Source organism: Enterococcus sp. FDAARGOS_375 (assembly GCF_002393265.1).
In the GTDB taxonomy this organism is placed as follows: domain Bacteria; phylum Bacillota; class Bacilli; order Lactobacillales; family Enterococcaceae; genus Enterococcus_D; species Enterococcus_D innesii.
In genome coordinates this window covers 37,316-62,354 of the sequence record NZ_CP023514.1, presented here as the reverse complement: position 1 = coordinate 62,354, position 25,039 = coordinate 37,316, and the positions used below count along the sequence as shown (strand labels likewise).

Sequence of the window (25,039 nt, the reverse complement as noted above, 5' to 3'; positions counted from 1 at the left end):
AAGTAAATCGCTATAATTAAAAACTAAGAGATATACTGTAACAACTATAAATAAAATAGCAATACATTTTGAAAATGGATCAACTTCAACGTTAAAGACACTTTTAATTATGTTAGATAAATTAATCGCCACAGTAAATCACCTGGTTTCTTGAAAACTAAAAATGCGGCCGCAATCCTTTAGGAATTTACTATAGATCTACTCTGAAAAATAAAATAAATTCATTAAATTGAATTAAAACGTTTCTAAATAACACAATTTATTACACTTAAATCTTTTGATAAAGGCCTATATAAAGATTTACACCATTTTTCTGACAAAAATACTACCTGTCCAAATAATACTCATATTCCACCTGTATACATTTTAAAAACATAAGAGAAAGCCTAGTATTCTTTACTCAGCTTTTATAGATACATATATCTATACCTTCAATTCCTTCTTCCAACATTCATAAGACTCAACAGTTGCACTTTTTTTCATTCTCCTACAAATTCTACTAAACAATGACCACTTATAATCATCAAGAATGGCAGTACCTACTCCCCCTAATCCTAAAAAAAACAGTAAAAGTAAATATAAAAATAACATCATATTCGTCCATAACGATAAAAGAGTCAACAAAAGGGAAACTAAGCCTACTGTAACAAATGAAAAGAACAGAATACCATAATAAATCTTCAAAAGAACAGCCCATTCTTTGATTCTATTAAGAACAGATAACTCCTCCTCCGTCATCAATCAATCCACCTGTTCTTTCTTCTTTTTTGGATTAATACTCTTTAAAAACCTCTCCTCCAATACCAATAAATGACGATAAACATCATCCATCGACCAGCCTGAAGAAAGACTAAGGCAATATAAAAAATCACAAGGTAACGTTTTTACTGCACGGTTTCTTGTTACCCAGCTTGCTACTGTACTCTGCTTATAACCATGCAACTCACAAAACTGCTCTACTGTCAGACCTAACCGCGAAATAATAAACACATTGATCGGGTAGGGATATACAAAGGTATTGATACTCATAGTCAGAAAGACCTCCCACCATATTATTACGTTTGCAATAATAGTACTACTCTTTCTTAAGACCAGCAAGCAAGGCGGAGAAAAAGAGGGAACGTATCATAGATATAATGTAATAGGCAATTTGCACCTTTTAGTTTCAACCTGTATCGATCATGAACAGATTTGTTTGCACGCCGTTCTTATTGGGTTCTATCAAGCGTTTCAGTGCTGTCTGGATAAACGTGTATTCTCTTCCAAAAGCTTCTGAGATCGCAGCGAAATAAGCCCCCTGGCTTTCTTTTTTGAGCCGGATAACGGAGCGCATCAATCCATGTATCGAAGCTAGCATAATACCTCCATTACGACCAGCACGAACACGAAAATGAATTTTGTTCTCTTCTTTTAACTGCTTCAGTACTTTGTCCAGGGAACGTTTTGGGATCTTTAAACGTTCAGTTAACTCTTTTTTTGTAGAAAGAATATATGGTTGTTCTTCATAGGATTGCTCATTCAAATAGGACAGTAGATCTTCTGCCCATTCATGACTATGTGAATACTTGCGAACAGCTCTTTCTTTCTTGAATTTCCACCAACCCCGTTTTTTATTGAATAGCTGCTCTTCAGAAAGATTGGCATCGACCCACTCTTGGCATAATAGGACAACTTTTTCCCTGTGCGCTGCTTGATATTTTCCGGAGTAAGCGGAACGAATGATTCTGGTTAATTCTCGATCAGATAAAGGGTTAGCCAAGCGGTCATTGAATTCTAACATCGTCAATTCACATGCTTCTACTTCGTATCCTGACGAAAAGTATGCCAAAGACAAGGTGAATATGACATTATTTCGACCATATACGCCCTTTTCACCTTGTATTTTTTGACTTTTTAGCAACAGCTGGAACCAGGGTTCATCGACTTGACGAAATTCTTGAGTAGATGGTAATACAAAAACGTTCTTGATCTCCGCTTTTTTGTCCGCATCTTCTCTCATTGACCAGTCGATCCATTCTTCGAAACTATAACGATACTGTGGTTCAAAGAATAAAACATTCTCTTCAGAAGGCATTCGTGTGATCCCAAAATGATTGGCATTTACATCAACTGGAAACCGATAATCATTTGAAAATTTGTTTCTTAGATTTTTTGAGATCATTTTGGCCACATTGATCACTTTAAAATTTGATTTCTTCGTCACGTATGCAGGCTTGTCTAGTACATAGAAAGCTTGAAATCCATGCGGTGTACGTAGAATCATTGTAGGCATAAAGCCGATCTCGTGACTGGCTAAGATAATTTCTCCGTAGTCAAAGTTTGGATCCAATGTGTCAAAATCAACAAAGAAAGTATTGATTTGACGCAAATTGTCCTCAGAATGACCTTTTGTAAACATTCTGGCTTCATCAGCATAAGTTCCATAGCGAAATACATTTGGCGTCCAATGAGTGAATTGATTATTGTTTTCGATCACCCCTTCTTCTGAAGTGATCACTAGTCCAATACCCTCGATCATGTGTTCCTTTGAACGGTAAGCAAAAATAGCCCCCTTACCCGACTGATCACTAAAAGAGACCGGTTTTAGGTGGCTGTTTTTATATTTAAACTTACGGATACCATTTTGTAATACTGTCGAATATACGACATCCAAAGAAGCTGCCATGACTGTTATTCCTTCCCAAACTAAAAGAGAACACAAATAATCTTAAAGATTTGTGTTCTCCCAATAGCTTAGAAGTCTTAAATGAATGACAAAATAAGCGTGTATATATTGAGTTGCTCGTCAAAAAATGGTAGAATAAATCTGTAAGTTCGGATTGTCAGTCCGAAAGACTTATCAAAATTACATAAGTGGTTGTCAGCCACTTACATAACTTCTGAGACGAGCGAGAACACATAGGCTTTTTATGTGATTCAGATAGAATAGTGAGGGCAATTTCACTTTTTTATCCGTCTCTTTTTTTTATGTAATTTTCTTTTAAAGTGTAAACTTTTTTTTAATGCTGTAAACCTTTTTTTTATACTACAAAGTTACCCTATTTTTAAACATTTGTAAAGATTATTAAGTGACTTATTTATAATTTATATTTTATAAATTATAAAATATAAATTATAATTGACAACATATTTCCTTCTGGTATAATGTTCTTAGAAAGATATATATATTATATTTTGCAATTTATATTTTATATTTTATAAACGGGAGGTTTGTTTAATGGAATTATCGCAAGAAAACTTGAGAATTGTTTTTGAATATAGAAATGTCGTTAGAAGACCACTAACTATTACTGTAGCAAATTCCAAGGGTGGAGTAGGTAAAACTACTATTATAAGATACTTGAGCTACGTACTTGCTAATATGGGATTTAAAGTGTTGGTAGTGGATGCCGATCCGCAATCAAATACTACAAAGACAATGTTGTTGACTAAAAATTATCACTCTAAAGACGATGACATTTTCATTATTGAAAAAACTATGCTAGCTGGAATCGTTGAACGAGATTTAAAACAATTAGTTCTTCCAATTATTGAAAACTTGGATTGCATTCCATCACATATAGATTTTAAAAACTTTCCAAAATATTTAACTAAGCTTTATGGGGACGCTATAGAAGGAATAGACGCTGATTATATCGAGGTCGAAAAAAACAGAATTTCAGTCTTGAAAGATTTACTTGAGCCAGTCAAGCCGGATTACGATTTTGTTCTCATCGATACTCCACCTACTATGTCTGATTTCACTAGGAATGCTGCTTACGCTTCTGACTATATTATTATGGCTTTTCAAACACAATCCGACAGCTTAGATGGCGTTGAAGATTATATATCAGAAGAAGTCACTCCTCTTGTTGAAAAATTTGATTGTAAAACTGAAATAGTTGGAATACTTCCAAATCAGTTGAGTAAAGGTAGTATAGATCGCCAAGTTGTCAACGATGCTATCGAAAAGTTTGGTGATCAAAACCTTTTTGATAATATTTTACCACATGTTAAGCGAGTGCAAACAACACCGAGGACAGGTCTAAATACTGATACTTATTGGGACAAACTTGCTTACGAAGAAGTTTTTGTACCTTTAGCAAAAGATTTCATTCATAGAATAAAATTATTCGAAGGAGAAAACTAACATGACAGATAATGCAAAACCAGGTTTCTTTTCTAAGCAAAAACCTGATAATTCTTATAAAGAGATCCCTAAACCGAAATCAGCATTTACTTCTGACAACACAGATTTACTAGAAAATATTCATCCTGAAGAAGATGTATTAAAGATAAACAACAAGTCTCTTGGTGTACCAGCCATAGTCTGGTGCGAATTTACGGCTTTGCTTGATACAACTGATAATGATTATACCTATGAACTACTCGAAGAATTAATTCACGAAAGAACTGCACGTTTCGATCACAATCAAGAAATAACCTACAAACGAATATTAGAGCGGAAGAAAGATCAGGAAAGAGAACGTATATATAAGAAAGAAAAAAGGAAGAAGATTTAGATCTTCTTTTTTTATTTACAAATTATATTTTATAATTTGTATTTTATAAAATATAATTTGTAAAATACAATTTTGCCTTTAAAATCAATTAATTAAACACTATAATAGATTTTTGTAAATTTTATTTTATAATTTATATTCTATATTTTATAAATATAATCAGTAAACACTAAATCATAATATTTCAGGTTCTGTTGCAAAGTTTTAAATAAAGAATAAAATCCCTTACGGTATCTATGATTTAAGCTGGGATTCCCAATAATACCTTGATTTCAGTACAGACCGAAAACCCGAAGAGAGTGCCTTCTTTTCGGGTTTTCTTATATAATCCTCGAATGGCTTCCATGCCTTTAATCGTGTAGAGGCAGTGCGTAAACTTCGATAGAATTTATTGCGTCTCTTTACTGGACGATGGTCTTGTTCAATCAAATTATTCAGGTATTTAATGGTACGATGTTCTGTTCCTTGATAAAAGCCGTATTCTTTTAGTTTCTTAAAGGCACTTGTAATAGAGGGGGCTTTATCTGTGACTACAACCTTCGGTTCATCAAACTGCTTCACTAACCGCTTAAGAAAAGCATAGGCTGCTTGTGTGTCCCGTTTTTTACGTAACCAAATATCCAAGGTTAAACCATCTGCATCGATGGCTCGATACAAATAATGCCATTTTCCTTTAATTTTGATGTACGTTTCATCCATTTTCCATGAATAAAAGGATTTTTTATTTTTCTTTTTCCAAATTTGATAGAGTAGTTTACCATATTCTTGCACCCAACGATAAATAGTCGTATGAGAAACGTTAATGCCACGATCATATAAGATTTCTTGAACTTCACGATAGCTAAGGTTATAACGAAGATAGTAGCCCACGGCTACAATAATCACATCCTGCTGAAATTGCTTTCCTTTAAAAGGATTCATCGTCATTCCTCCTGCTATCTTTTTCTATTATTCTACCTTATTTGATAGTAGATTTAAAACTTTGCAACAGAACCTTCTTTATCGATTGGAGAAGTTGTTTTTATATCCATAGTGTTTTTATTCCTTTCATATGACCTTTCGTTCATATCTATATTACCATATGAGCGAAACAATGCTAATCTTTTGTTTATAAAAGAGAAGTGGCGTTCTCTTTATCTTGACAAAATGTATATAGCGATATAAAATGAGTATACAAACATATGATTAGTTAGTCATATGTAAAGTAGATTCATTACGATTTACTTTTGGAATAGACGAAAGGATCCAGAAATAGCGGAAATTTTTGTGATTCAAGAAGTAAATGATGGAAACAAAGGACTTATAAATTATATAGGGAGGCAATAGAAATGGAAACTGTCCAAAAACAACAGTCTCAAGAAAAGCATAATCACAACCACGGTCACGATCATGATCATGGGAAAATGCCAGTCGTTTTGTACTTTGTTGGTTTAGCATTAGCAGTGATTGCTCTATTTTTGAATGAAGATTATCAGTTGGTACAAAATGTTTTGTTCTCAATCGCTACAATCAGTGCCGGGTATCACGTTATTCTTCTTGAAGGCCTTGGAGAAACAATTGAGAATTCAAAAGCACAAAAAAAGTTCATACCTAATTCTCATATTTTAATGGGATTAGCGGCAATTGGAGCTTCTTTGATGGGGAATTTTTGGGAAGGAACATTATTGATTCTTATTTTTTCTGGCGCACATTTTTTGGAAGATTATGCAGAAGGAAGAAGCAAACGAGAAATAACGAAATTACTCGAAATGAATCCAACGACTGCCCGGTTAATCCTACCTGATGGCAGTACAAAAAATGTAGATGTCAGTGAATTAAAAGTGGGAGATCAACTTCAAGTTTTGAATGGCGATCAAGTACCTATTGATGGCGTCATTTTGTCTGGATCTACATCCATTGATGAGTCGTCTATTAATGGAGAAAGTATCCCGAAAGAGAAATCCAAAGGAGACGACGTTTTCGGAAGTACAATCAATGGAACAGGTACTTTCACAATGGAAGTCACTAAAGAAAATAAAGATACAGTATTTTCAAAAATTTTACAGTTAGTAAACCAGAACCAAGACAACCAAACAAAAGCTGCGAGTATAATCCAAAAATTTGAACCGAAATACGTTACAGTTGTTTTAATTGCCATTCCGTTATTCATGTTATTGGCTCCTTTTCTACTTGATTGGACATGGTCACAAAGTGTCTATAGAGGATTGGTCCTTTTAGTTGCAGCTTCACCGTGTGCTTTAGCAGCAGCTACTGTCTCGGCAACGCTATCGACGACTTCTAATTTAGCCAAAAAAGGAGTCCTTTCAAAAGGTAGTTCTTACCTGTCTCAATTAGCCGATATTAAAGCAATTGCATTTGATAAGACGGGCACCTTGACCAAAGGAAAACCTGAAGTAACCAATTATTATTTTGCTGATTCCGTGAACGAAGAAAACATGATTGATATCGTAGTAGCTCTTGAAAAAGAATCCAATCACCCCTTAGCAGATGCTATTCTAAGAAAGTTTGAGCAAAAAAACAAACTAACTATTGAAGTAGAAAACCAAATTGGTAAAGGATTGACGGGAGATTACAAAGGGAGAAATTATCGTATAGGAAAACCGACTTCGTTTGATGATGTTTCAGATGAATATAGTCGTTTAAATAATGAATGGGCGTCAGAAGGTAAGACAGTCGTATACGTAGCAGTAGATGAAGAGGTTATAGGCCTTATTGCCCTTATGGACGTTCCGAGTGAATATGCTAAAGAAACCATTGAATATTTTAGGAAACAAGGTATACACACCACATTAATTACTGGTGACTCAGAAATGACGGGAAAAGCGGTTGCTAAACAATTGGGAATAGATGAAGTGATTGCAAATGTCATGCCGGAAGACAAATCCAGAATAATAGACGAACAAAAAGAAAAATACGGTGTGACCGCCATGGTTGGAGACGGTGTAAATGATGCTCCTGCTCTTGTTAATGCAGATGTGGGAATCGCTATGGGAGATGGGACTGATGTGGCAGTAGAGGTATCTGATTTAGTTTTAATGCAAAACAATTTATCAAAATTGGTACAATCTCATAATATTTCTTCGAAAATGAACCGTGTTATTTGGCAGAATATTATTTTTTCAATGGCCGTTGTTGCTTTTTTAATTGTCGTTAGTTTCTTGGGCTTAACGGATATTGCCATCAGTGTCATTATTCATGAAGGAAGTACATTGGTTGTTATTTTGAATGGACTTCGATTGCTAAGGGCAGTCTAAAGAATGATTGCACACCTTCAAATTAATCGAGTAATAGAGATAATTAAGGATTACACTACATTTTTTATCTCTATTATTTATTTATATTTATCTAGATGTTCAAAGTCAAAATGATATGTCAACCATACTCTTGTGGCGTGACTTGAATACAAGACACATAAAATTGTATAAAAGCGTGTATCATGAACCCGTTAACCAAAGGGTTCATTTTAGCCTAATAAGTAATTTATTGAGTATAGTAAGCCCAACCTTTTCCAGTTGCATGTCCAGCTAAATAAAAGAAAGCTATGATGAGTAAGCCATAACAAATTATCTTTAAAATCTCTTTTATATTTTAGTCAAGTCCAGACTCCTGTGTAAAATGCTATACAATGTTTTTACCATTTCTACTTATCAAAATTAATGTATTTTCTTGAAGAATATATCCATTCATCATGCAGGTCCATAAGAACGGCTCCAATTAAGCGATTGGCTGATGTTTGATTGGGGAAGATGCGAATAATCTTTTCTCTTCTGCGTACTTCTTGATTCAGTCGTTCAATTAGATTGGTACTCTTTAGTCGATTGTGGGAATTTCCTTGTACGGTATATTGAAAGGCGTCTTCGAATCCATCATCCAATGATGCGCAAGCTTTTGAATATTTTGGTTGATCGATATAATCATGAATCAATCGATTTTTAGCCTCACGCGCTAAGTTAATATCTGTGAACTTAAAAATTCCTTTAACAGCTTCTCTGAAAGATTTTGAATTTTTTTTAGGAATGGTGGTAAAGATATTTCTTAGGAAGTGAACTTGGCATCTTTGCCAACTTACGTTGGTGAAGGATTTTCTAATGGCAGAGACTAATCCTTTGTGCGCATCAGAAATAACGAGTTCCGTACCTTGTAAACCACGTTCTTTTAGGTATTCAAAAAATGTTGTCCAGGTCTCTTCGCTTTCGCCACTTTGAATCATGAAGCCGATAATTTCACGGTCGCCATCTTTGGTTATTCCAATCGCTATATGACAGATTTTTGAGAGTACTCGATTTTCTTCTCGTACTTTTATATAGAGTACATCGGTCATTAAGTAAGGATAATTTTTTTCTGATAATAAACGATTCTGCCACTCGTTAACCATAGGTTCTAGCTGTTCTGTTAAGCTAGAAACGAAGGACTTAGAGACGGATTTACCACAAAGTTCTTCCACAATTTTTGATACTTTACGAGTTGAAACGCCTGATACATACATTTCCAACATTGAAGCCATGAGGGCTTTTTCGTTTCGTTGATAACGTTCAAACACTGTGGGTGAAAAATGGCCATCACGTGTTCTGGGTACTTTTAATTCTAGCGTGCCTACACGTGTCGTAAAGCTGCGCTCATAATAGCCATTTCGTTGACTTTGTCGGTTTTCTGTTCGTTCATATTCTTTTGCTTGAATATATTCTGTTCGTTGATTTTCCATTAGTTGATTAAATACCGTTGTTAAAATATTTTTAGAAACGTCATCCTTTACAGAATATTCAATAATGCTTTGAATCTCTTCGCTTTTCAGTGTAAAATGTACTTGGGTCATGTAAAAGTCCTCCTGGGTATGTTTTTGTCGTTAAAAACATTGTACCGTAAAAGGACTGTTATATGGCCTTTTTACTTTTACACAATTATACGGACTTTATCTATATTTTGATATTTTTTTAAATCATTTGTATCTTTTTTGATTTTTTTCATAAGATTGACATCCCCCTTTAACATATAATCTAAAGATAATTGATAAAAATGGTTCTGTTGCAAAGTTTTAAATCTACTATCAAATAAGGTAGAATAATAGAAAAAGATAGCAGGAGGAATGACGATGAATCATTTTAAAGGAAAGCAATTTCAGCAGGATGTGATTATTGTAGCCGTGGGCTACTATCTTCGTTATAACCTTAGCTATCGTGAAGTTCGAGAAATCTTATATGATCGTGGCATTAACGTTTCTCATACGACGATTTATCGTTGGGTGCAAGAATATGGCAAACTACTCTATCAAATTTGGAAAAAGAAAAATAAAAAATCCTTTTATTCATGGAAAATGGATGAAACGTACATCAAAATTAAAGGAAAATGGCATTATTTGTATCGAGCCATCGATGCAGATGGTTTAACCTTGGATATTTGGTTACGTAAAAAACGGGACACACAAGCAGCCTATGCTTTTCTTAAGCGGTTAGTGAAGCAGTTTGATGAACCGAAGGTTGTAGTCACAGATAAAGCCCCCTCTATTACAAGTGCCTTTAAGAAACTAAAAGAATACGGCTTTTATCAAGGGACAGAACATCGTACCATTAAATACCTGAATAATTTGATTGAACAAGACCATCGTCCAGTAAAGAGACGCAATAAATTCTATCGAAGTTTACGCACTGCCTCTACCACGATTAAAGGCATGGAAGCCATTCGAGGATTATATAAGAAAACCCGAAAAGAAGGCACTCTCTTCGGGTTTTCGGTCTGTACTGAAATCAAGATATTATTGGGAATCCCAGCTTAAATCATAGATACCGTAAGGGATTTTATTCTTTATTTAAAACTTTGCAACAGAACCCCTTTTCTTATGCTTAACTGTGGTGCACTTAACAAAAAATTACCTTCTTTCTCATCAGATTTGCTTAAACTGCTTTTTAGACAAAGCTTACCGACTGTCTAAAAAGCAATCACTGTCCTACCCTTATCTTTTGCATTCATTTTTAAGCAGGTCTATGCTTGGTTATAGAAAGAAGGGGGAAATAAATCAAGCGTACGAAAAAGAGATATCCTTAAAAATTGGAAAGGAGCAATTCATCATGAAAAAGAAATTGTTTAGCATTGGTTTAACAGTAGGTGTCCTTGCATTAGGTGCAGCTTATCTTGCTAAAAAGACAGGCTTTTTCGAAGATGATAGTCACTTATACGATGAATATGAGTCTATCTAGTTTCTAAAAAGGGAATAAGTAACAATGATGGAGGAATTAGTGATGAAAAAAAGTAAAGTTATAATGATTGGTGCCGGTTTAGCAAACATGGCAGCTGCTGTCTACTTGATTCAAGAAGGCAGATGGAATGGCGAACAAATCACCTTTTATTCTTTAGATGATCATGGTTCAAATGACGGTGCCCCAACAGAAACAGTCACAGATGAATATTGGAATAAAAATCATCCCCTTGAAAACCAAAAGGGCTATGTAGCCCGTGGCGGACGGATGCTGAATTATCGGACGTATGTTGATTTAATGGATCTTTTAGATCGAATCCCTTCTGCTACCGAGCCTCATATGACTGCCGCAGAAGATACCCGCGACTTTGATGCAAAACACCGCACATTTGATAAAGCACGGTTATTGGAGGGCGGAAAAGGAATCATTGATGGCGGTCACTTGGGATTGAACAATAAAGACCGTGTTCTTTTAACTAAGCTGATTGCTATGCCGGATTCGGAGGAAGAAAAACTGGATAATGTCTCTATTTCCGAATACTTCAAAGACGATCCTCACTTCTTTGAAACAAACTTCTGGTTCATGTGGGAGACCACTTTTGCTTTCCGTTTGCAAAGTTCTGCTCAAGAATTACGTCGCTATATGCATCAAATGATTTATGAATTTACTCAAATTGAACATTTAGTCGGTGTCAATCGTACGCGTTACAATCAATATGAAAGTATCATGCTTCCATTAGTCAATTATTTGAAAGATCAAGGCTGTCACATTGTACTCAATCGGCTAGTCACTGATTGGGAATTCAAAGAAACAACAATGCAAGATGAAATCACTGTAACCGGGTTAAAAATGACTAATACTGAAACGAATGAAGAAGAATTTGTTCCGGTAGACGATGATACTGCAGTCATCTTTACAAATGGCTCAATTACAGATTCTGCTACTTTAGGCGATTTTGAAACACCGGCTCCTGAAAATATGGACTACGGGGCAGCATCCAGTTTATGGAAAAAAGCCAGCGAACGTTTCTATAATGTAGGAAATCCCGACAAATTTTTTGCTGATCGAAATGCCAGCGAATGGGTCAGCTTTACCTTAACGACGCGTGACCATATTCTTTTGAATGAAATCACACGAATCACGACCCAAATTCCTGGCAATGCACTGAACTCCTTTGTGTCGACTTCGCCAATTACGCCGTTAGGCCAAAAGGATGTCAATATGTCGATTGTCGTCCATCATCAACCCCACTTCACGACCCAAAAACCAAATGAAACAGTCATCTGGGGTTACTTCTTGTATCCTCGCCGTCGTGGTGAATTTGTGGACAAACAATACATTAAGATGAATGGAAAGGAAATGCTGCAAGAACTGATTGGGCAACTTTCTAAAGTCGATCCTGGTCCGGGCAATATCCGCGATAAAGAAGCAGAAATCATGGCTAGTGTAATCAATAATATTCCGGTCTACATGCCCTATGCTTCAGCATTATTCAACAATCGTGCCAAAACTGATCGGCCAAAAGTAATTCCTCAACATTCTACAAACCTTGCCTTTACCGGTGAATTTGTTGAACAGCCTTATCAAATGATTTTCACTGAACAAAGCGCCGTCCGTTCTGGAGAAATTGCGGCCTTTCACTTCGCAGGTATTCCAATGTCTCGCTTAGTACCAACCCCTCGTTACGATAAAGATTTGAAGACATTGGCTCGTGCCGCGAAAAAAATGTTTGCCTAATAAAAATGCCCTACAAAAACTTTTTAATGAAGTTTTTGTAGGGTGTTTTTATACGATATTCACTTTTAACTTTGCACGGTTCTGTTGCAAAGTTTTAAATCTACTATCAAATAAGGTAGAATAATAGAAAAAGATAGCAGGAGGAATGACGATGAATCCTTTTAAAGGAAAGCAATTTCAGCAGGATGTGATTATTGTAGCCGTGGGCTACTATCTTCGTTATAACCTTAGCTATCGTGAAGTTCAAGAAATCTTATATGATCGTGGCATTAACGTTTCTCATACGACTATTTATCGTTGGGTGCAAGAATATGGTAAACTACTCTATCAAATTTGGAAAAAGAAAAATAAAAATCCTTTTATTCATGGAAAATGGATGAAACGTACATCAAAATTAAAGGAAAATGGCATTATTTGTATCGAGCCATCGATGCAGATGGTTTAACCTTGGATATTTGGTTACGTAAAAAACGGGACACACAAGCAGCCTATGCTTTTCTTAAGCGGTTAGTGAAGCAGTTTGATGAACCGAAGGTTGTAGTCACAGATAAAGCCCCCTCTATTACAAGTGCCTTTAAGAAACTAAAAGAATACGGCTTTTATCAAGGGACAGAACATCGTACCATTAAATACCTGAATAATTTGATTGAACAAGACCATCGTCCAGTAAAGAGACGCAATAAATTCTATCGAAGTTTACGCACTGCCTCTACCACGATTAAAGGCATGGAAGCCATTCGAGGATTATATAAGAAAACCCGAAAAGAAGGCACTCTCTTCGGGTTTTCGGTCTGTACTGAAATCAAGGTATTATTGGGAATCCCAGCTTAAATCATAGATACCGTAAGGGATTTTATTCTTTATTTAAAACTTTGCAACAGAACCAACTATATCATAAACTAAACACCTGTCAGACACTCAGAGATCAAGCTTTTCTCTGGGTGTTATTTACAGAGCAAAACCCTCATTCGCAAGCTCATGTAGCCCTCGACGTTATCAATGCCTTTCCCTCACTTCGTTCAGTCCAAGCCATCGATAAGTTTTCAGGACAATTCCTTCTTCAAACCCTCTAAAAACCTAATCGACGTACTTCTTTTCCTTTTTCGGATCGATACTCAAAAGAAACTGCTCCTCCAGCTGTAGTAAATCCTTATAAACATGGTCCATAGGCAAGCTTGCAGCCAGACTTAAACTATAAAGAAAATCGCAAGGAATAGCTTTAACCGACCTATTTCTTGTAACCCAGCTAGATACCGTCCCCTGTTTATAACCATAAAGTTCACAAAACTCTTCCACGCTAATCCCTAAACGCCCAATAACAAAAGCATTGATAGGATGTGGATACACGTAAGTTTTCACACTCATAGATAGAAAGCCCCCTCAGTCTTATTACTGCGTATGCAGTTATACTACTACTGTTCTTAAAACCTAGCAAGCAAGGGATAGACCATCTATGAATAAATCAATACGCAAAACCAGAACACTATCAAAGATATTATGTAATAGGCAATTGACGGGTTTAAAATTTATCCTGTATCCAACTCAAATAATTCGGTTTGAACCGCTGGTCTTTTAGGGTTTAAGAGCTTTTCGAACGTTGAATATACTTTTGTATGCTTCAAGCCAAATGCTTCTGAAATCGCAATGAAATAAGCCTCTTGAACTTCTTTTTTTACACGTATAATGGTGCTCATTAATGCTTTTACGGAGGCTAATGTAATCCCACCATTTCGGCCGGATCTCACACGGAAATATATTTTATTTTCTTTTTTCAAATGCTTCAGGACTTTATCAAGTGATCTTTCAGGAATCTTCAGTGATTCTCGTATATCTTTTTTTGTAGTAACGATATAAGGTTTGTGTGTGTAAGAATGCTCGTCTAAATAAGCTAGCAAATCCCCCGCCCACTCGTGAAGGTGTGAGTATTTGCGAACTGATCGATCTTTTTTAAACTTGTATAGTCCTGGTCTTTTGGCGAAAAGCTGATCTTCTCCAAGACTTACATCTACCCATTCCTGGCACAAAATAATAATTTTCTCGCGGTCTGCGGCCTGATACTTCCCTGAGTAGGCAGATTTAATAATTTTAGTTAGCTCTCTATTCCTCAAAGGAGACTGCAAACGATCATTGAATTCAAGCATGGTCAATTCACATTCGTCGATTTCATACCCAGAAGAATAGTACGCTAAAGAAAGGGTGAAAATGACGTTATTTCGCCCCATTACACCTTTTTGTCCTCTGATTTTTTCGCTAAATAATAGCATTCGAAACCATGGATCATCAACTTGGCGGAATTCCCGCTTTGACTTCAGCTGATAAACATTATTTTTTTTCGGCATGTTTTCGAACTCATAATTAATCGACCAATCGATCCACTCTTTGAAGCTATATCTTTGGTCAGCTTCAAAGTAAAGTATGCTATCGTCAGCTGGAATACGCGTGATCCCAAAATGATTGGCATTCAAATCGACTGGATATCCTTTTTTGGAGAAGAAATCTCGCAAATTCTTTGAAATTCTCTTTGCACAATCGATTACTTTAAAATCAGTATTTTTGTTAACATACGCTGGTTTCTCTAACACATAAAAGAATTGATAGCCACGAGGACTTTTTAGAACCATCGTTGGCATAAAGCCCATCTCAAAACTATCTAAAATCAATTCTCCATACTTGAAATTAGGATCAAGTGTATCTACGTCTATGTAAAAAGTATTGATTTGTCGTAAGTTATCCTCACCATGACCAGTTGGGAAAAGTCGATACTGATCGCTATATTTTCCATAACGATAGACGTTTGGAGTCCAATGGCTAAACTGATTTTTGTTCGCACTAATTGCTTCTTCAGAAGTGATCACTACTCCCATACCATCAGCCATATGCTCTTTTGAACGGTACGCAAAAATCGCCCCTTTCCCCGACTGATCTATGTAAGAGACCGGTTTAAGGCGGCTATTTTTATATTTAAATTTACGAATACCGTTCTGTAAAATAGTCGAATATACAACATCTAAATTATATGCCATGGTTGCTGATCCTTTCCAAACAAAAAGAGAACACAAATAATCTTTCGATTTGTGTTCTCTCAACGGCTAGAAATGTCAAAAAAATTTGAAGAAAGCATGACAAATAAGCGTGTATATATTGAGTTGCCCGTCAAAAAATGGTAAGATAAGTTTGTAAGTTCGGATTGCGAGTCCGAAAAACTTATCAAATTACATAAGTGGTTTCCAGCCACTTAAATAACTTCCGAGACGAGCGAGAACACATAGTTGTTGTATGTGATTCAGAAAAATTAGTGGGGTCCAATCCATTAACTTTTCCGTCTCTTTTTTTTATTTTTTAAATTCTTTATTAGGTTAACACCTAAAACAGTGTTGTGCAAATAGTTTTTTTCTCAACAACAGTTTACCACTTATTTCAATTTACGTAAAGTCACTTTCATATATTTATTATTTTACTAATGTTGACTTAACGCTAGCAATAATAACGTTAATAATACTAATAATATTACTATCTTTATTAAAATCAATATTGCTATTACTATTACTACTAATATTGCTAATAACATTGCTAGCCACAATAATAATAAAGTTACTATTATTATTGCTAGTATTATTAATAGCAACAAAACAAGCACAGTCCGATAATGATTTAATGAGTAAAGCCACAAGGAAAGACTATGAAATAAGCTTTTGGGGGAAAGCTATCAATATTGCTAGCAATGTTGATATTAATAGTAATAGTATTATGCTAAAAAAAAGAAGGGCTCGCGCTCTTCATTTTTTTGGGGGAAATTGTTTTAAAGCTTGATCCACGTATTCTCTATTTCTTTCAAAATACTCTTTTAAAGCATTTTCCACAATCAAAGACTTTCCACCGTTTTGCTTACCCACGAATTTACCCATGGCATATAACTCATTTCGAGTGTCATCGTCATACAAATAAACGTTCACTTGTGCATTTTTACTATTCTTCTTCTTTTTTCCTAATATGCTTGCTAAATCAGAGCTACTTTCCGATGGGGAAGTCTCTTTAACATCTTCTTTTCTGTCTTCCTGCAATTCTTCTGCAGGGGCTGCTTCAACGTCCTTCGTTCTTTTTGGCTTTTCGTCACTAATTGCTTTTTTATCTTTTGTATTAGTTTGATTAATCTCTAAATCTAATCCCGCCGTCAAATTTTCGGGAATAAATCCTGATCTACCATTTACTGATCTGGCCATAATATATCCTCCTCATACACATCTATTAGTAGCCTAATTCGTCGACAAGATTTTTGAATACTTCTTTAAGCATAATAAGTGGTTCTCTTTCTTTTTTAGTTCTTACTGAGTCAGTATCAATCATTGTATAAGGCATATTGTACTTTGCTAATGCCTCAGCTGGCTTAATCGATTCAGGAATTACTGTTTTTGTGATATCAAGAGAATCGTTGTTCGAACTGATAATTTGGCTTGAACTATCAAGAAACACAGAGTGTGTGATCGTCTGTTCTTTGAGTTTGACTGGAATAATCGCTTTAACATTAAGATCGGGATTTGTTTGTTTCCAGGAATTTATGGTATTTATTGTTTTTATCAAACTTCTAAATGAATATTTTTCAGGGTGGAAGGGAATAAGAATATCATCTACAGCATTGTAAACATTACCAGCGACAATTCCCAATTGAGGCGGAGTATCGATAATAATGAAATCGTACTTCGTCTTTAAAGGAGCAATAGCTTTTTTTAGCAACACATAGATATCTTCAACGCTTATTCCGCTAGCTGCTATTTTCATTTGTAACTGTCTTAAATGTCCCTGTGCCTCATTTTCAAGACTCTCGACTTTAGATAATATTTCATCATCCTGAACCATAGATTTCAAAGAATTTAGAATTAAGAGTAAATTCTTAATCATAGGCAATATATTTTCCATGCCTGCTAAGACTTCTTTATTGGCCATACCTGTGAGAACGTCGAGTTCAAAGAAAGCCATATCATCATTTGCGGGAATAATATGCAGATTATCGTTAATTTCAATTATGGCTTCTTCCGCTGGTAAATCGTTTAATAAAACATCGTAGATAGTATTCTCAACCTTATCGGGGTTCATACCAAAAGTTAATAAAACATTTCCCTGAGAATCTTCATCAATCAATAGCACTCTATTTTTTCTCCAGGGTTGCAATTTATTAGGCCGCTGAGATAAATTTCCGGCTAAATTCACATTGATCGTAGTCTTTAAAACCCCACCTTTTTGTGTAGCAGAGGCAATACATTCAGCATTATAAATGGCTTCGTTACTCACTTCAGTGTTAATCATCTAATCCTCCTAGTTGATTTATTGGCTAAGTTAATTGCTATTAACATTGCTAGCAATATTGCTGTTAACATTACTAATAATATTAATATTAATGTTAGTACTAATACTATTATTAATAATGATATCTTTATTCTTGAGTTTTCTGCTTTTTCCTCAACGTATCTTTGTAAACTGTATAAAGTTCCTCTAACAGATAGCTATCTTTTAAAATCTCAGAATTAACTCTAACTAACACTTCTTTCATCGCTTCATCAGTAATTGATTCTGGAACAATTTCTTTTATAGTATCTTTCATAAATTGATCCAGCATACTCGTGAAGGATAGGAACGCTCCTTGATCCTTAAAAACTAATGTTGATTCTCTTTGTTCATCATAATAGTTTGCTAATTTCTCTCCTATCTGGAAAGACATTTTTGAGAAGTCGTATGTATCTTTCCTCATGTTTACAATAGAGGGTCTGGTTACTCCAGTTCGCTTTTCTAACTCATATGCAGATAAATCTGAACTTAAAACACTTTTTATTTTGCTTAAAGTATCCACTAAATCACTCCTATGTTTAAATTTAATACCATTAACATTGCTATTATGATTGCTAGCAACATTGATATTAATAGCAATGTTAATATCAATATGATTCTAACTATCTCCTATAATTGTATTTTACACTATTTACAGTTTGTCGTAAAGTCATATTACGATATATTATATGATTTACCATATTGACTTATCTATATTGATCGAATTATAGTAACTTGACTTTTAAATCTGAATCATGACCCGATATAAAAAGGGAAGTGGGACCACTAGTCAGAAAGATAAGAAGAGCGGATACTCCTTCATTTTTCCATATAAAATATAAAAGTAAGTCTCACCAATAGCTATCTTTCCAAGACAATACCTAATTACACTTGTGTAAATGTGAACTCGTTGATTTATGTACATTTACACAAGTCTAAATGTGTAAATTCCTGCCATATTAAACAGGTATTTAATCTTAAATTCTCGTTCTCTTGACTTTTTTAGCGAACGTATGTTCTAATACGTGTATATAAAATGTATCTTTTTTTATAGAAAAGAGGCGTTACTATGGTTATGCAATTTGGCGCAAACCCAAGGTTTGACTATACTAAAGAACCCTCACGAGATATTCTCTGTATCGACTGTAAGTCATTTTATGCATCCGTAGAATGCGTAGAAAGAGGACTAAATCCTTTAAAGACAAAGTTAGTGGTCATGTCCTATCCTTCGGACGATCCTTCTCAGCGAGGAAGTGGGTTGATTCTGGCATCGAGTCCGGCCGCAAAAAAAGCCTATGGAATTTCTAATGTCAGTCGATCACGAGATCTTCCTTTTCCGTATCCGGAAGACCTCGTGATTGCACCACCGAGGATGGCACTATATATGAGAAAGAACATGGAGATCAACAATATTTACAAGAAGTATGCTGACGAACAAAATCATTCCGTATACAGCATCGACGAAAGCTTTTTAGACGTCACTGACTCCTTAAAACTGTTTGGCGCAAAGAACGCTCGAGAATTAGCTAGAATGATCCAAACAGACGTTTACCGTCAAACAGGCATATTCACGACTATCGGAATAGGGGACAATCCGCTATTAGCGAAATTTGCACTTGATCTCAAAAGCAAAAAGAACTTAGATATGAAAGCAGAATGGCGATATGAAGACGTCCAAAGGAAGCTATGGGCTGTTGAAAATATTACCGACGTGTGGGGGATTGGACGTCGTACAGCTGTTAGATTGAATCGTATGGGCATATTTACCATGCACGATTTAGCTCACGCAAATTATTTCCAGCTGAAGCAAAATTTTGGTGTCTTAGGTACTCAACTATATGCACACAGCTGGGGCATCGATCGATCATTCTTAGGTCAGAAATACAAAGTAAAATCTAAGTCGATAGGGAACAGTCAGGTCTTAAATCGAGACTATACACGTCGAAAAGAAATAGAAATTGTAATCAAAGAAATGGCCGATCAAGTAGCAACTAGGCTACGCCGTACAGGAGCGAAAGCTGAAGTCATATCTTTGTGGATCGGTTTTTCAATGGGCTATGTCGATCGATCAGGAAGTCGAGGGTTTCACCAGCAAATGAAGGTTGCAGCAACCAATAGCAGCAAACAAATAGCAAACTACGTACTACAGATATTTGATCGTCATTACAAGTGCCAGGATATTCGAAATGTAGGAGTAAACTGTTCAAAGCTCGTTTATTCTAATGCTTTGCAGCTTGATCTCTTTGAAGATCCGGACGAACAAGTAAAAGACTTAAAAATCGATTATGTGGTAGATACGATACGCAAAAAATACGGGTTTAAGTCGATCGTTCATGCAAATAGCATAATGGAAGGTGGACGTGCGATCGCTCGCAGCAGCCTTGTCGGAGGGCATGCAGGTGGTATGTCTGGACTTGAAGGTGCTGAAGGTCATGGTAAAACGTACTAAGAAAACTTTTACGGACTATAATCAATACAAAGATCGACCATTCGGATTGAAGTGGGCAACGGCTTACGCCATGGATGATTTGATGAAAGGTATCTTAGAAAACGAAGCCTGGGCTACAAAAGAAGTTGTTGGTTTGGATTTAATGAACCGTGAGGAAATCGACGCAATTCTATCAGAATCGTTCCTTTATCACAAGCCTATATCGCTGCAATTAAACACTAAAGACGAATTTGGGCGATTTTTGGATCCTGTCGAAGGACAATTTCTTGGTGAAGCATATGAAGATTATTTTGTACTCAATGAACAAGCGATCAATTGGACAGACGTTCGACACGTATCTTTAAAAAAAGAGGAAAAATGGTTTAAGGTTGACTATTTTCAGGACGGAAAATCTTCTCGCAACAAACAAAAGAAAAAAGCGAGTAAAATAGAAAAAGAGATTGAGCTAATCAAAAATGAGTATTATCAGGACTTTGCAGACGACGATTGAAGATCATTGTCCATCATTTAACTTTGAAATTGTCTTAGAATGGCTCTGTGGCACACGATTTTTAAACAGATCAGAAAAGGAGAGGAAGAATATGTGTGGAAGATATTTTTTTGATTTATCATCAAGAGAATTGAAAGACTATTATGATCAAGTGATTCCCAATGCTACCAGCAAGCAAATTCGAGTTGGATACAATGAAATTTTCCCTTCAAATCATGTTGTGACCTTAGCAGTCAACCAGGAATCAAAAATTGTTCCTGGCGTTACCAAGTGGGGATTCCATGGATTTAAAAAAGGCCAGCTCATGATCAATGCACGGGCGGAGACAGTGGAAGAAAAGAAAACTTTCTCAAAAGCCTTCAGAGAAACACGTTGTGTATTCCCTCTTTCTGGATTCTACGAATGGGATTCCGAAAAGCGGAAACTATTGTTTACTTCAAGTGAGAGTGACGTTTTTTATTTAGGCGGCTTTTATCGCATTCATAAAACTGGTGCAGGTTTTGAAACGGAATCGATCATAATGACGACCAAGCCTAATGAATCGGTTTCATCTATCCACGATCGTATGCCGCTGATCATCCAGAAAGATCACATTGAGAAATGGATCACTGAGCTAGATTTTGCACGAAACTATCTTACAGCTGGCATGCCAGAATTATGTCGCACTGAAGTAACAAAATAAAAAAAGAGCGAATCTTTCATAGATTCGCTCTTTTTTCATTGCTATGTTTAATTTTATCTAGTATCACTTCAAATGTTTCAAAGGTATCTATATCTAACTGACACAATCAAAGCAGATACTTCTTTTCTTTGTAACTCCAGTCAACAGCGGGGTAGGAGGAGATCAGATTTTTGTATCTAGCTTTTTGCTCATTTGAAGCTAGTTGCCAACGCTTCTTTTGAGTTTACTCTTGATTCAGCCGTTTTAAGGAGACAAAAACTTTGATTTTTTTATAGAAATAAGTTGTTGACAAATTGCGTTTACACATGTAAAGTGATCTTATAATAAACGTTTACGAGTGTAAACGAGGAGGATGAAAGATGGTTGCTACAGTCTTACCGCCCCACGTAACAGATGCTGAATGGGAAGTCATGCGCGTGGTATGGGCAAATAAAAAAGTCACCAGTAAAGAAGTTATCGCTATTTTGGAAGACAAAATGAATTGGAAACAGGCTACAATCAAAACGCTATTAGGCCGATTGGTAGAGAAAGGTGCATTGTCTACTGAGCAAGAAGGGAAGAAGTATATCTATTCCGCAAAAATTGAGGAAAATGAGACCATAAAAGATTACACAAATGATGTTTTTAGTCGGATTTGCAATAAAGAGGTAGGTTATGTAATTGAAGGTTTAATTGAAGATCACATCTTGAGTTTCGATGATATACGGCGCTTGGAAAAAGCTTTGGAAATGAAAAAAAAATCTGCTGTAGAAGAAGTTAGTTGCCACTGTGCGCCAGGGCAATGTGAATGCAATATGAAACACCATGGAATGAAGATGAGAGGAATGGAATAAAAGATGGAAAATAAAACATTTACCATAGAAGGCATGACTTGTGCTTCTTGCGCCCAAACAGTAGAAAAAGCGACCCAGAAGTTATCAGGCGTAAAAATCGCTAATGTGAATTTTGCAACGGAAAAAATGAGCATTCAGTTTGATGAGGCGTCACTTTCGGAGGCTGACATTCAAAAAGCCGTTTCAGATGCAGGATATGCTGCAATACCTAATACCGTAAGGAAGACTTTTAATCTTGAAGGTATGACTTGTGCTTCTTGTGCACAAACCATTGAAAAAGCTACTCATAAACTTACCGGAGTAAATACGTCATCGGTAAACTTAGCCACGGAAAAAATGGTGGTAGAGTATGATCCAAGTAGGTTAAATATTTCCGATATCACTCAGGCCGTATCCGATTCGGGATATGAGGCACATGAAGAGAGAGCAACTGCGGACACGGTGGACTTAGACCAAGAAAAGAAACAGAATGAAATCAAGAGCCTCTGGAAGAGATTTTTGATTTCGGCCATCTTTACAGCCCCATTACTTTATATCGCAATGGGTCATTTGGTAAATGCGCCCCTACCTGCTTTTATCGATCCGATGATGAATCCGGAAAATTTTGCTATCATTCAACTCTTGCTGACGCTTCCGGTTGTCGTGGTCAATAAAAAAATTTACCAGACTGGATTCAAAGCGTTGTTTAAGGGACATCCCAACATGGACTCATTAATCGCTTTGGGAACAAGTGCCGCTTTCCTTTACGGTGTATTTGCAACGGTCATGATTTTCTTGGGAGAGGCATCTTATGCCAACGAATTGTATTACGAAACAGCGGCTGTTATTCTAGCCCTAATTGTTCTAGGGAAGTATTTAGAAACCCTGACTAAAGGGAAGACATCTGAAGCCATTAAGAAACTGATGGGATTGGCTCCAAAAACAGCACTGGTAGTACGAAACGGAAAGGAAATAGAGATTTCGATTGATGAAGTGGCAGTGGGTGACATCGTTGTTGTGCGCCCAGGTGGAAAAATGCCTGTGGACGGTATGGTAACAGAGGGGTTGACGTCGGTAGACGAATCCATGTTAACTGGTGAAAGTATCCCCGTAGAAAAATCGGTAGGGGACGCGATTATTGGAGCAAGTATCAACAAAAACGGTACGATTCATTATCGAGCCACAAAAGTTGGGAAAGATACCGCACTATCTCAGATTATTAAACTAGTAGAAGACGCGCAAGGATCTAAAGCTCCGATTGCTAAGATGGCAGATATTATTTCCGGTTACTTCGTACCAATCGTTATTGCGATTGCAATCCTTTCTGCGCTTGCGTGGTACTTTGCTGGACAAACAGGGGTATTCGCGTTGACCATAGCCATTTCGGTACTGGTGATTGCGTGCCCATGTGCACTCGGGTTAGCTACCCCTACAGCAATCATGATTGGAACAGGGAAAGGTGCCGAACATGGCGTATTGATTAAGAGTGGGACAGCATTGGAAACAACTCATAAACTGAAGACCATTGTTTTTGACAAGACAGGAACCATTACAGAAGGAAAGCCTAAGGTAACAGATATTATTACTGCAAAAGGGATCTCTCAAGAGGAACTCTTGATGTTGGCGGCTTCCGGTGAGAAAGGTTCTGAACACCCACTAGGGGAAGCAATAGTTAAGGATGCAGAAGAAAAAGGATTGTCTCTGAAGAAAACTGAAGCTTTTGAGGCGATTCCGGGTCATGGAATCGAGGTAAAAATCGACGGAGCTACCCTTTCGTTGGGTAACCGAAAACTGATGGATGAGCGAAATGTCCAACTAGGCAAGTTGGCGAAGGTATCCGATGAATTGGCTAGTCAAGGTAAAACGCCAATGTACATTTCCAGAGGTAGTGAAATTCTCGGAATCATTGCGGTCGCCGATACGGTAAAAGAGAGCAGCCTACGAGCCATTGAAAAGTTGCATAAGATGGGCATTGAAGTAGCCATGATTACTGGTGACAACAAACGAACGGCAGAAGCAATTGCAAAACAGGTGGGAATCGACCGTGTATTGAGCGAAGTTTTGCCGGAAGATAAAGCTAACGAAGTGAAAAAGTTGCAGGATGAAGGCAAAAAAGTAGGTATGGTAGGCGATGGAATTAATGATGCTCCTGCACTTGCGCAAGCCGATGTAGGAATTGCCATTGGATCTGGTACGGATGTAGCGATGGAATCAGCAGATATTGTCCTAATGCGTAGTGACCTCATGGATGTCCCTACGGCTGTGGAATTGAGTAAATCTACCATCCGAAACATTAAGGAAAACCTGTTTTGGGCATTTGCGTACAATATTTTAGGTATTCCCTTCGCGATGGGTGTAGTTTATGCCTTTGGCGGTCCATTGCTTAGCCCGGTTATTGCAGCAGGGGCAATGACTTTTAGTTCTACTTCTGTTTTATTAAATGCATTACGCTTAAGACGATTCAAACCAGCAGTTGTTTAGAAAACACGTAGCTTATCTGGGATTTAAACTTCTTCCTATTCTATATAATAGGAGAAGATAAAAAAAAAAAAAGGGGAATAAAATAATGAAAAAAGAAGTCTTATTAGATGGCGTAAAATGTGCAGGTTGTGCGAACACGGTACAAGAAAGATTTTCAGCTATTGAAGGGGTTGAATCTGTAGAAGTTGATTTAGCGACTAAAAAAGCAGTACTTGAAAGTCAAACAGAGATTGATACCGAAACGCTCAATGCTGCTTTAGCAGAAACTAACTATTCAGTATTAAGTGCATAAAGTACAAATACCATTTATTCATAGATAGTAGATAGAGATAAAGTATAGAACCCTTTTCATGAGAATTATATGCAGTGTTAGATG

Annotated in this window: 23 protein-coding genes and 1 pseudogene; 13 read left to right on the top strand and 11 right to left on the bottom strand. The window is 36.4% G+C overall.

Annotated elements, in window-relative coordinates; translation table 11 throughout:
• Nucleotides 1-423: 423 nt before the first annotated feature.
• The 3 genes from CO692_RS00480 to CO692_RS00470 all read right to left on the bottom strand — a co-directional run bounded on the left by CO692_RS00480 (nucleotide 424) and on the right by CO692_RS00470 (nucleotide 2,665).
• Entirely contained in the window at nucleotides 424-738 is a 315-nt protein-coding gene (locus CO692_RS00480) for a hypothetical protein (protein ID WP_096741224.1), read from the bottom strand.
• 3 nt (nucleotides 739-741) lie between these two features.
• Nucleotides 742-1,029 carry a type III secretion system protein PrgN gene (locus tag CO692_RS00475; protein ID WP_096741223.1) on the bottom strand — a complete coding sequence of 96 codons (288 nt, stop codon included), beginning with the start codon at nucleotides 1,027-1,029 and terminating at the stop codon, nucleotides 742-744.
• Nucleotides 1,030-1,165: 136 nt separating this feature from the next.
• Complete coding sequence (locus CO692_RS00470; RefSeq protein ID WP_096741222.1) at nucleotides 1,166-2,665, bottom strand: primase C-terminal domain-containing protein; 1,500 nt, start codon at nucleotides 2,663-2,665, stop codon at nucleotides 1,166-1,168.
• Between the two features lie 552 nt (nucleotides 2,666-3,217).
• On the opposite strand from CO692_RS00470, the gene CO692_RS00465 reads away from it, so the two are divergent.
• Nucleotides 3,218-4,129, top strand: coding sequence for a ParA family protein (locus tag CO692_RS00465; RefSeq protein WP_007209347.1), 912 nt, complete (start codon nucleotides 3,218-3,220; stop codon nucleotides 4,127-4,129).
• A gap of 1 nt (nucleotide 4,130) precedes the next feature.
• The gene (locus tag CO692_RS00460) at nucleotides 4,131-4,502 is read left to right on the top strand and encodes a hypothetical protein (protein ID WP_016629602.1); all 372 of its coding nucleotides are present in this window, start codon (nucleotides 4,131-4,133) and stop codon (nucleotides 4,500-4,502) included.
• A 241-nt stretch (nucleotides 4,503-4,743) separates the two neighbouring features.
• On the opposite strand, the gene CO692_RS00455 is transcribed toward CO692_RS00460, so the two are convergent.
• A protein-coding gene (locus tag CO692_RS00455) for an IS6-like element IS1216 family transposase (RefSeq protein ID WP_192940705.1) occupies nucleotides 4,744-5,423 on the bottom strand; the annotation gives its coding sequence in 2 pieces (ribosomal slippage) (nucleotides 4,744-4,862 and nucleotides 4,862-5,423; 681 coding nt in all).
• A 407-nt stretch (nucleotides 5,424-5,830) separates the two neighbouring features.
• On the opposite strand from CO692_RS00455, the gene CO692_RS00445 reads away from it, so the two are divergent.
• The gene (locus CO692_RS00445; RefSeq protein ID WP_007209263.1) at nucleotides 5,831-7,756 is read left to right on the top strand and encodes a heavy metal translocating P-type ATPase; all 1,926 of its coding nucleotides are present in this window, start codon (nucleotides 5,831-5,833) and stop codon (nucleotides 7,754-7,756) included.
• A 386-nt stretch (nucleotides 7,757-8,142) separates the two neighbouring features.
• Here CO692_RS00445 and CO692_RS00440 read toward each other — a convergent pair whose 3' ends face one another.
• The gene (locus CO692_RS00440) at nucleotides 8,143-9,315 is read right to left on the bottom strand and encodes an IS256-like element IS256 family transposase (RefSeq protein WP_096741220.1); all 1,173 of its coding nucleotides are present in this window, start codon (nucleotides 9,313-9,315) and stop codon (nucleotides 8,143-8,145) included.
• 276 nt (nucleotides 9,316-9,591) lie between these two features.
• On the opposite strand from CO692_RS00440, the gene CO692_RS00435 reads away from it, so the two are divergent.
• The 4 genes from CO692_RS00435 (at nucleotide 9,592) to CO692_RS00420 (ending at nucleotide 13,261) form a co-directional block, all read left to right on the top strand.
• Complete coding sequence (locus tag CO692_RS00435) at nucleotides 9,592-10,272, top strand: IS6-like element IS1216 family transposase (RefSeq protein WP_002332296.1); 681 nt, start codon at nucleotides 9,592-9,594, stop codon at nucleotides 10,270-10,272.
• 292 nt (nucleotides 10,273-10,564) lie between these two features.
• Nucleotides 10,565-10,693: a hypothetical protein gene (locus tag CO692_RS00430; protein WP_010749143.1), complete on the top strand. Its 129-nt coding sequence runs from the start codon at nucleotides 10,565-10,567 to the stop codon at nucleotides 10,691-10,693.
• 42 nt (nucleotides 10,694-10,735) lie between these two features.
• Nucleotides 10,736-12,430 carry an oleate hydratase gene (locus CO692_RS00425; RefSeq protein WP_010749142.1) on the top strand — a complete coding sequence of 565 codons (1,695 nt, stop codon included), beginning with the start codon at nucleotides 10,736-10,738 and terminating at the stop codon, nucleotides 12,428-12,430.
• Between the two features lie 151 nt (nucleotides 12,431-12,581).
• Nucleotides 12,582-13,261 (top strand): IS6-like element IS1216 family transposase gene (locus CO692_RS00420; RefSeq protein ID WP_001067799.1). Its coding sequence is split into 2 segments (ribosomal slippage): nucleotides 12,582-12,780 and nucleotides 12,780-13,261, totalling 681 coding nucleotides; the frame shifts between segments, so codons are not numbered across the junction.
• Between the two features lie 246 nt (nucleotides 13,262-13,507).
• Here the strand turns inward: CO692_RS00420 and CO692_RS00415 are convergent.
• The 5 genes from CO692_RS00415 to CO692_RS00395 form a co-directional block, all read right to left on the bottom strand.
• Nucleotides 13,508-13,795, bottom strand: a complete 288-nt coding sequence (locus CO692_RS00415) for a hypothetical protein (RefSeq protein WP_010706352.1) — start codon at nucleotides 13,793-13,795, stop codon at nucleotides 13,508-13,510.
• Between the two features lie 161 nt (nucleotides 13,796-13,956).
• Nucleotides 13,957-15,453 (bottom strand): primase C-terminal domain-containing protein, encoded by a 1,497-nt coding sequence (locus tag CO692_RS00410; RefSeq protein WP_096741219.1) that lies wholly within the window; start codon nucleotides 15,451-15,453, stop codon nucleotides 13,957-13,959.
• Nucleotides 15,454-16,206: 753 nt separating this feature from the next.
• Nucleotides 16,207-16,650 carry a hypothetical protein gene (locus tag CO692_RS00405; protein ID WP_010706354.1) on the bottom strand — a complete coding sequence of 148 codons (444 nt, stop codon included), beginning with the start codon at nucleotides 16,648-16,650 and terminating at the stop codon, nucleotides 16,207-16,209.
• A 25-nt stretch (nucleotides 16,651-16,675) separates the two neighbouring features.
• Entirely contained in the window at nucleotides 16,676-17,731 is a 1,056-nt protein-coding gene (locus CO692_RS00400; protein WP_010706355.1) for a ParA family protein, read from the bottom strand.
• 127 nt (nucleotides 17,732-17,858) lie between these two features.
• Nucleotides 17,859-18,272 carry a hypothetical protein gene (locus CO692_RS00395; protein ID WP_010706356.1) on the bottom strand — a complete coding sequence of 138 codons (414 nt, stop codon included), beginning with the start codon at nucleotides 18,270-18,272 and terminating at the stop codon, nucleotides 17,859-17,861.
• A gap of 546 nt (nucleotides 18,273-18,818) precedes the next feature.
• On the opposite strand from CO692_RS00395, the gene CO692_RS00390 reads away from it, so the two are divergent.
• The 3 genes from CO692_RS00390 to CO692_RS00380 all read left to right on the top strand — a co-directional run bounded on the left by CO692_RS00390 (nucleotide 18,819) and on the right by CO692_RS00380 (nucleotide 21,370).
• Nucleotides 18,819-20,198 (top strand): Y-family DNA polymerase, encoded by a 1,380-nt coding sequence (locus tag CO692_RS00390; protein WP_096741218.1) that lies wholly within the window; start codon nucleotides 18,819-18,821, stop codon nucleotides 20,196-20,198.
• The gene (locus CO692_RS00385; protein WP_096741217.1) at nucleotides 20,182-20,688 is read left to right on the top strand and encodes a hypothetical protein; all 507 of its coding nucleotides are present in this window, start codon (nucleotides 20,182-20,184) and stop codon (nucleotides 20,686-20,688) included. Before CO692_RS00390 ends, CO692_RS00385 begins: the two co-directional genes overlap by 17 nt.
• A gap of 91 nt (nucleotides 20,689-20,779) precedes the next feature.
• Nucleotides 20,780-21,370, top strand: coding sequence for an SOS response-associated peptidase (locus CO692_RS00380; protein ID WP_002287938.1), 591 nt, complete (start codon nucleotides 20,780-20,782; stop codon nucleotides 21,368-21,370).
• Between the two features lie 16 nt (nucleotides 21,371-21,386).
• Here the strand turns inward: CO692_RS00380 and CO692_RS17800 are convergent.
• Nucleotides 21,387-21,587 (bottom strand): annotated as a pseudogene (locus CO692_RS17800) (hypothetical protein); the annotation flags it as partial.
• A gap of 142 nt (nucleotides 21,588-21,729) precedes the next feature.
• On the opposite strand from CO692_RS17800, the gene CO692_RS00370 reads away from it, so the two are divergent.
• The 3 genes from CO692_RS00370 to tcrZ all read left to right on the top strand — a co-directional run bounded on the left by CO692_RS00370 (nucleotide 21,730) and on the right by tcrZ (nucleotide 24,955).
• Nucleotides 21,730-22,203 carry a CopY/TcrY family copper transport repressor gene (locus CO692_RS00370; protein WP_029486057.1) on the top strand — a complete coding sequence of 158 codons (474 nt, stop codon included), beginning with the start codon at nucleotides 21,730-21,732 and terminating at the stop codon, nucleotides 22,201-22,203.
• Nucleotides 22,204-22,206: 3 nt separating this feature from the next.
• Nucleotides 22,207-24,663 (top strand): heavy metal translocating P-type ATPase, encoded by a 2,457-nt coding sequence (locus tag CO692_RS00365; protein WP_086269505.1) that lies wholly within the window; start codon nucleotides 22,207-22,209, stop codon nucleotides 24,661-24,663.
• An 85-nt stretch (nucleotides 24,664-24,748) separates the two neighbouring features.
• On the top strand, nucleotides 24,749-24,955 hold the full coding sequence (tcrZ, locus tag CO692_RS00360; protein ID WP_002294571.1) for a copper chaperone TcrZ: 207 nt from the start codon (nucleotides 24,749-24,751) through the stop codon (nucleotides 24,953-24,955).
• Nucleotides 24,956-25,039 lie beyond the last annotated feature (84 nt).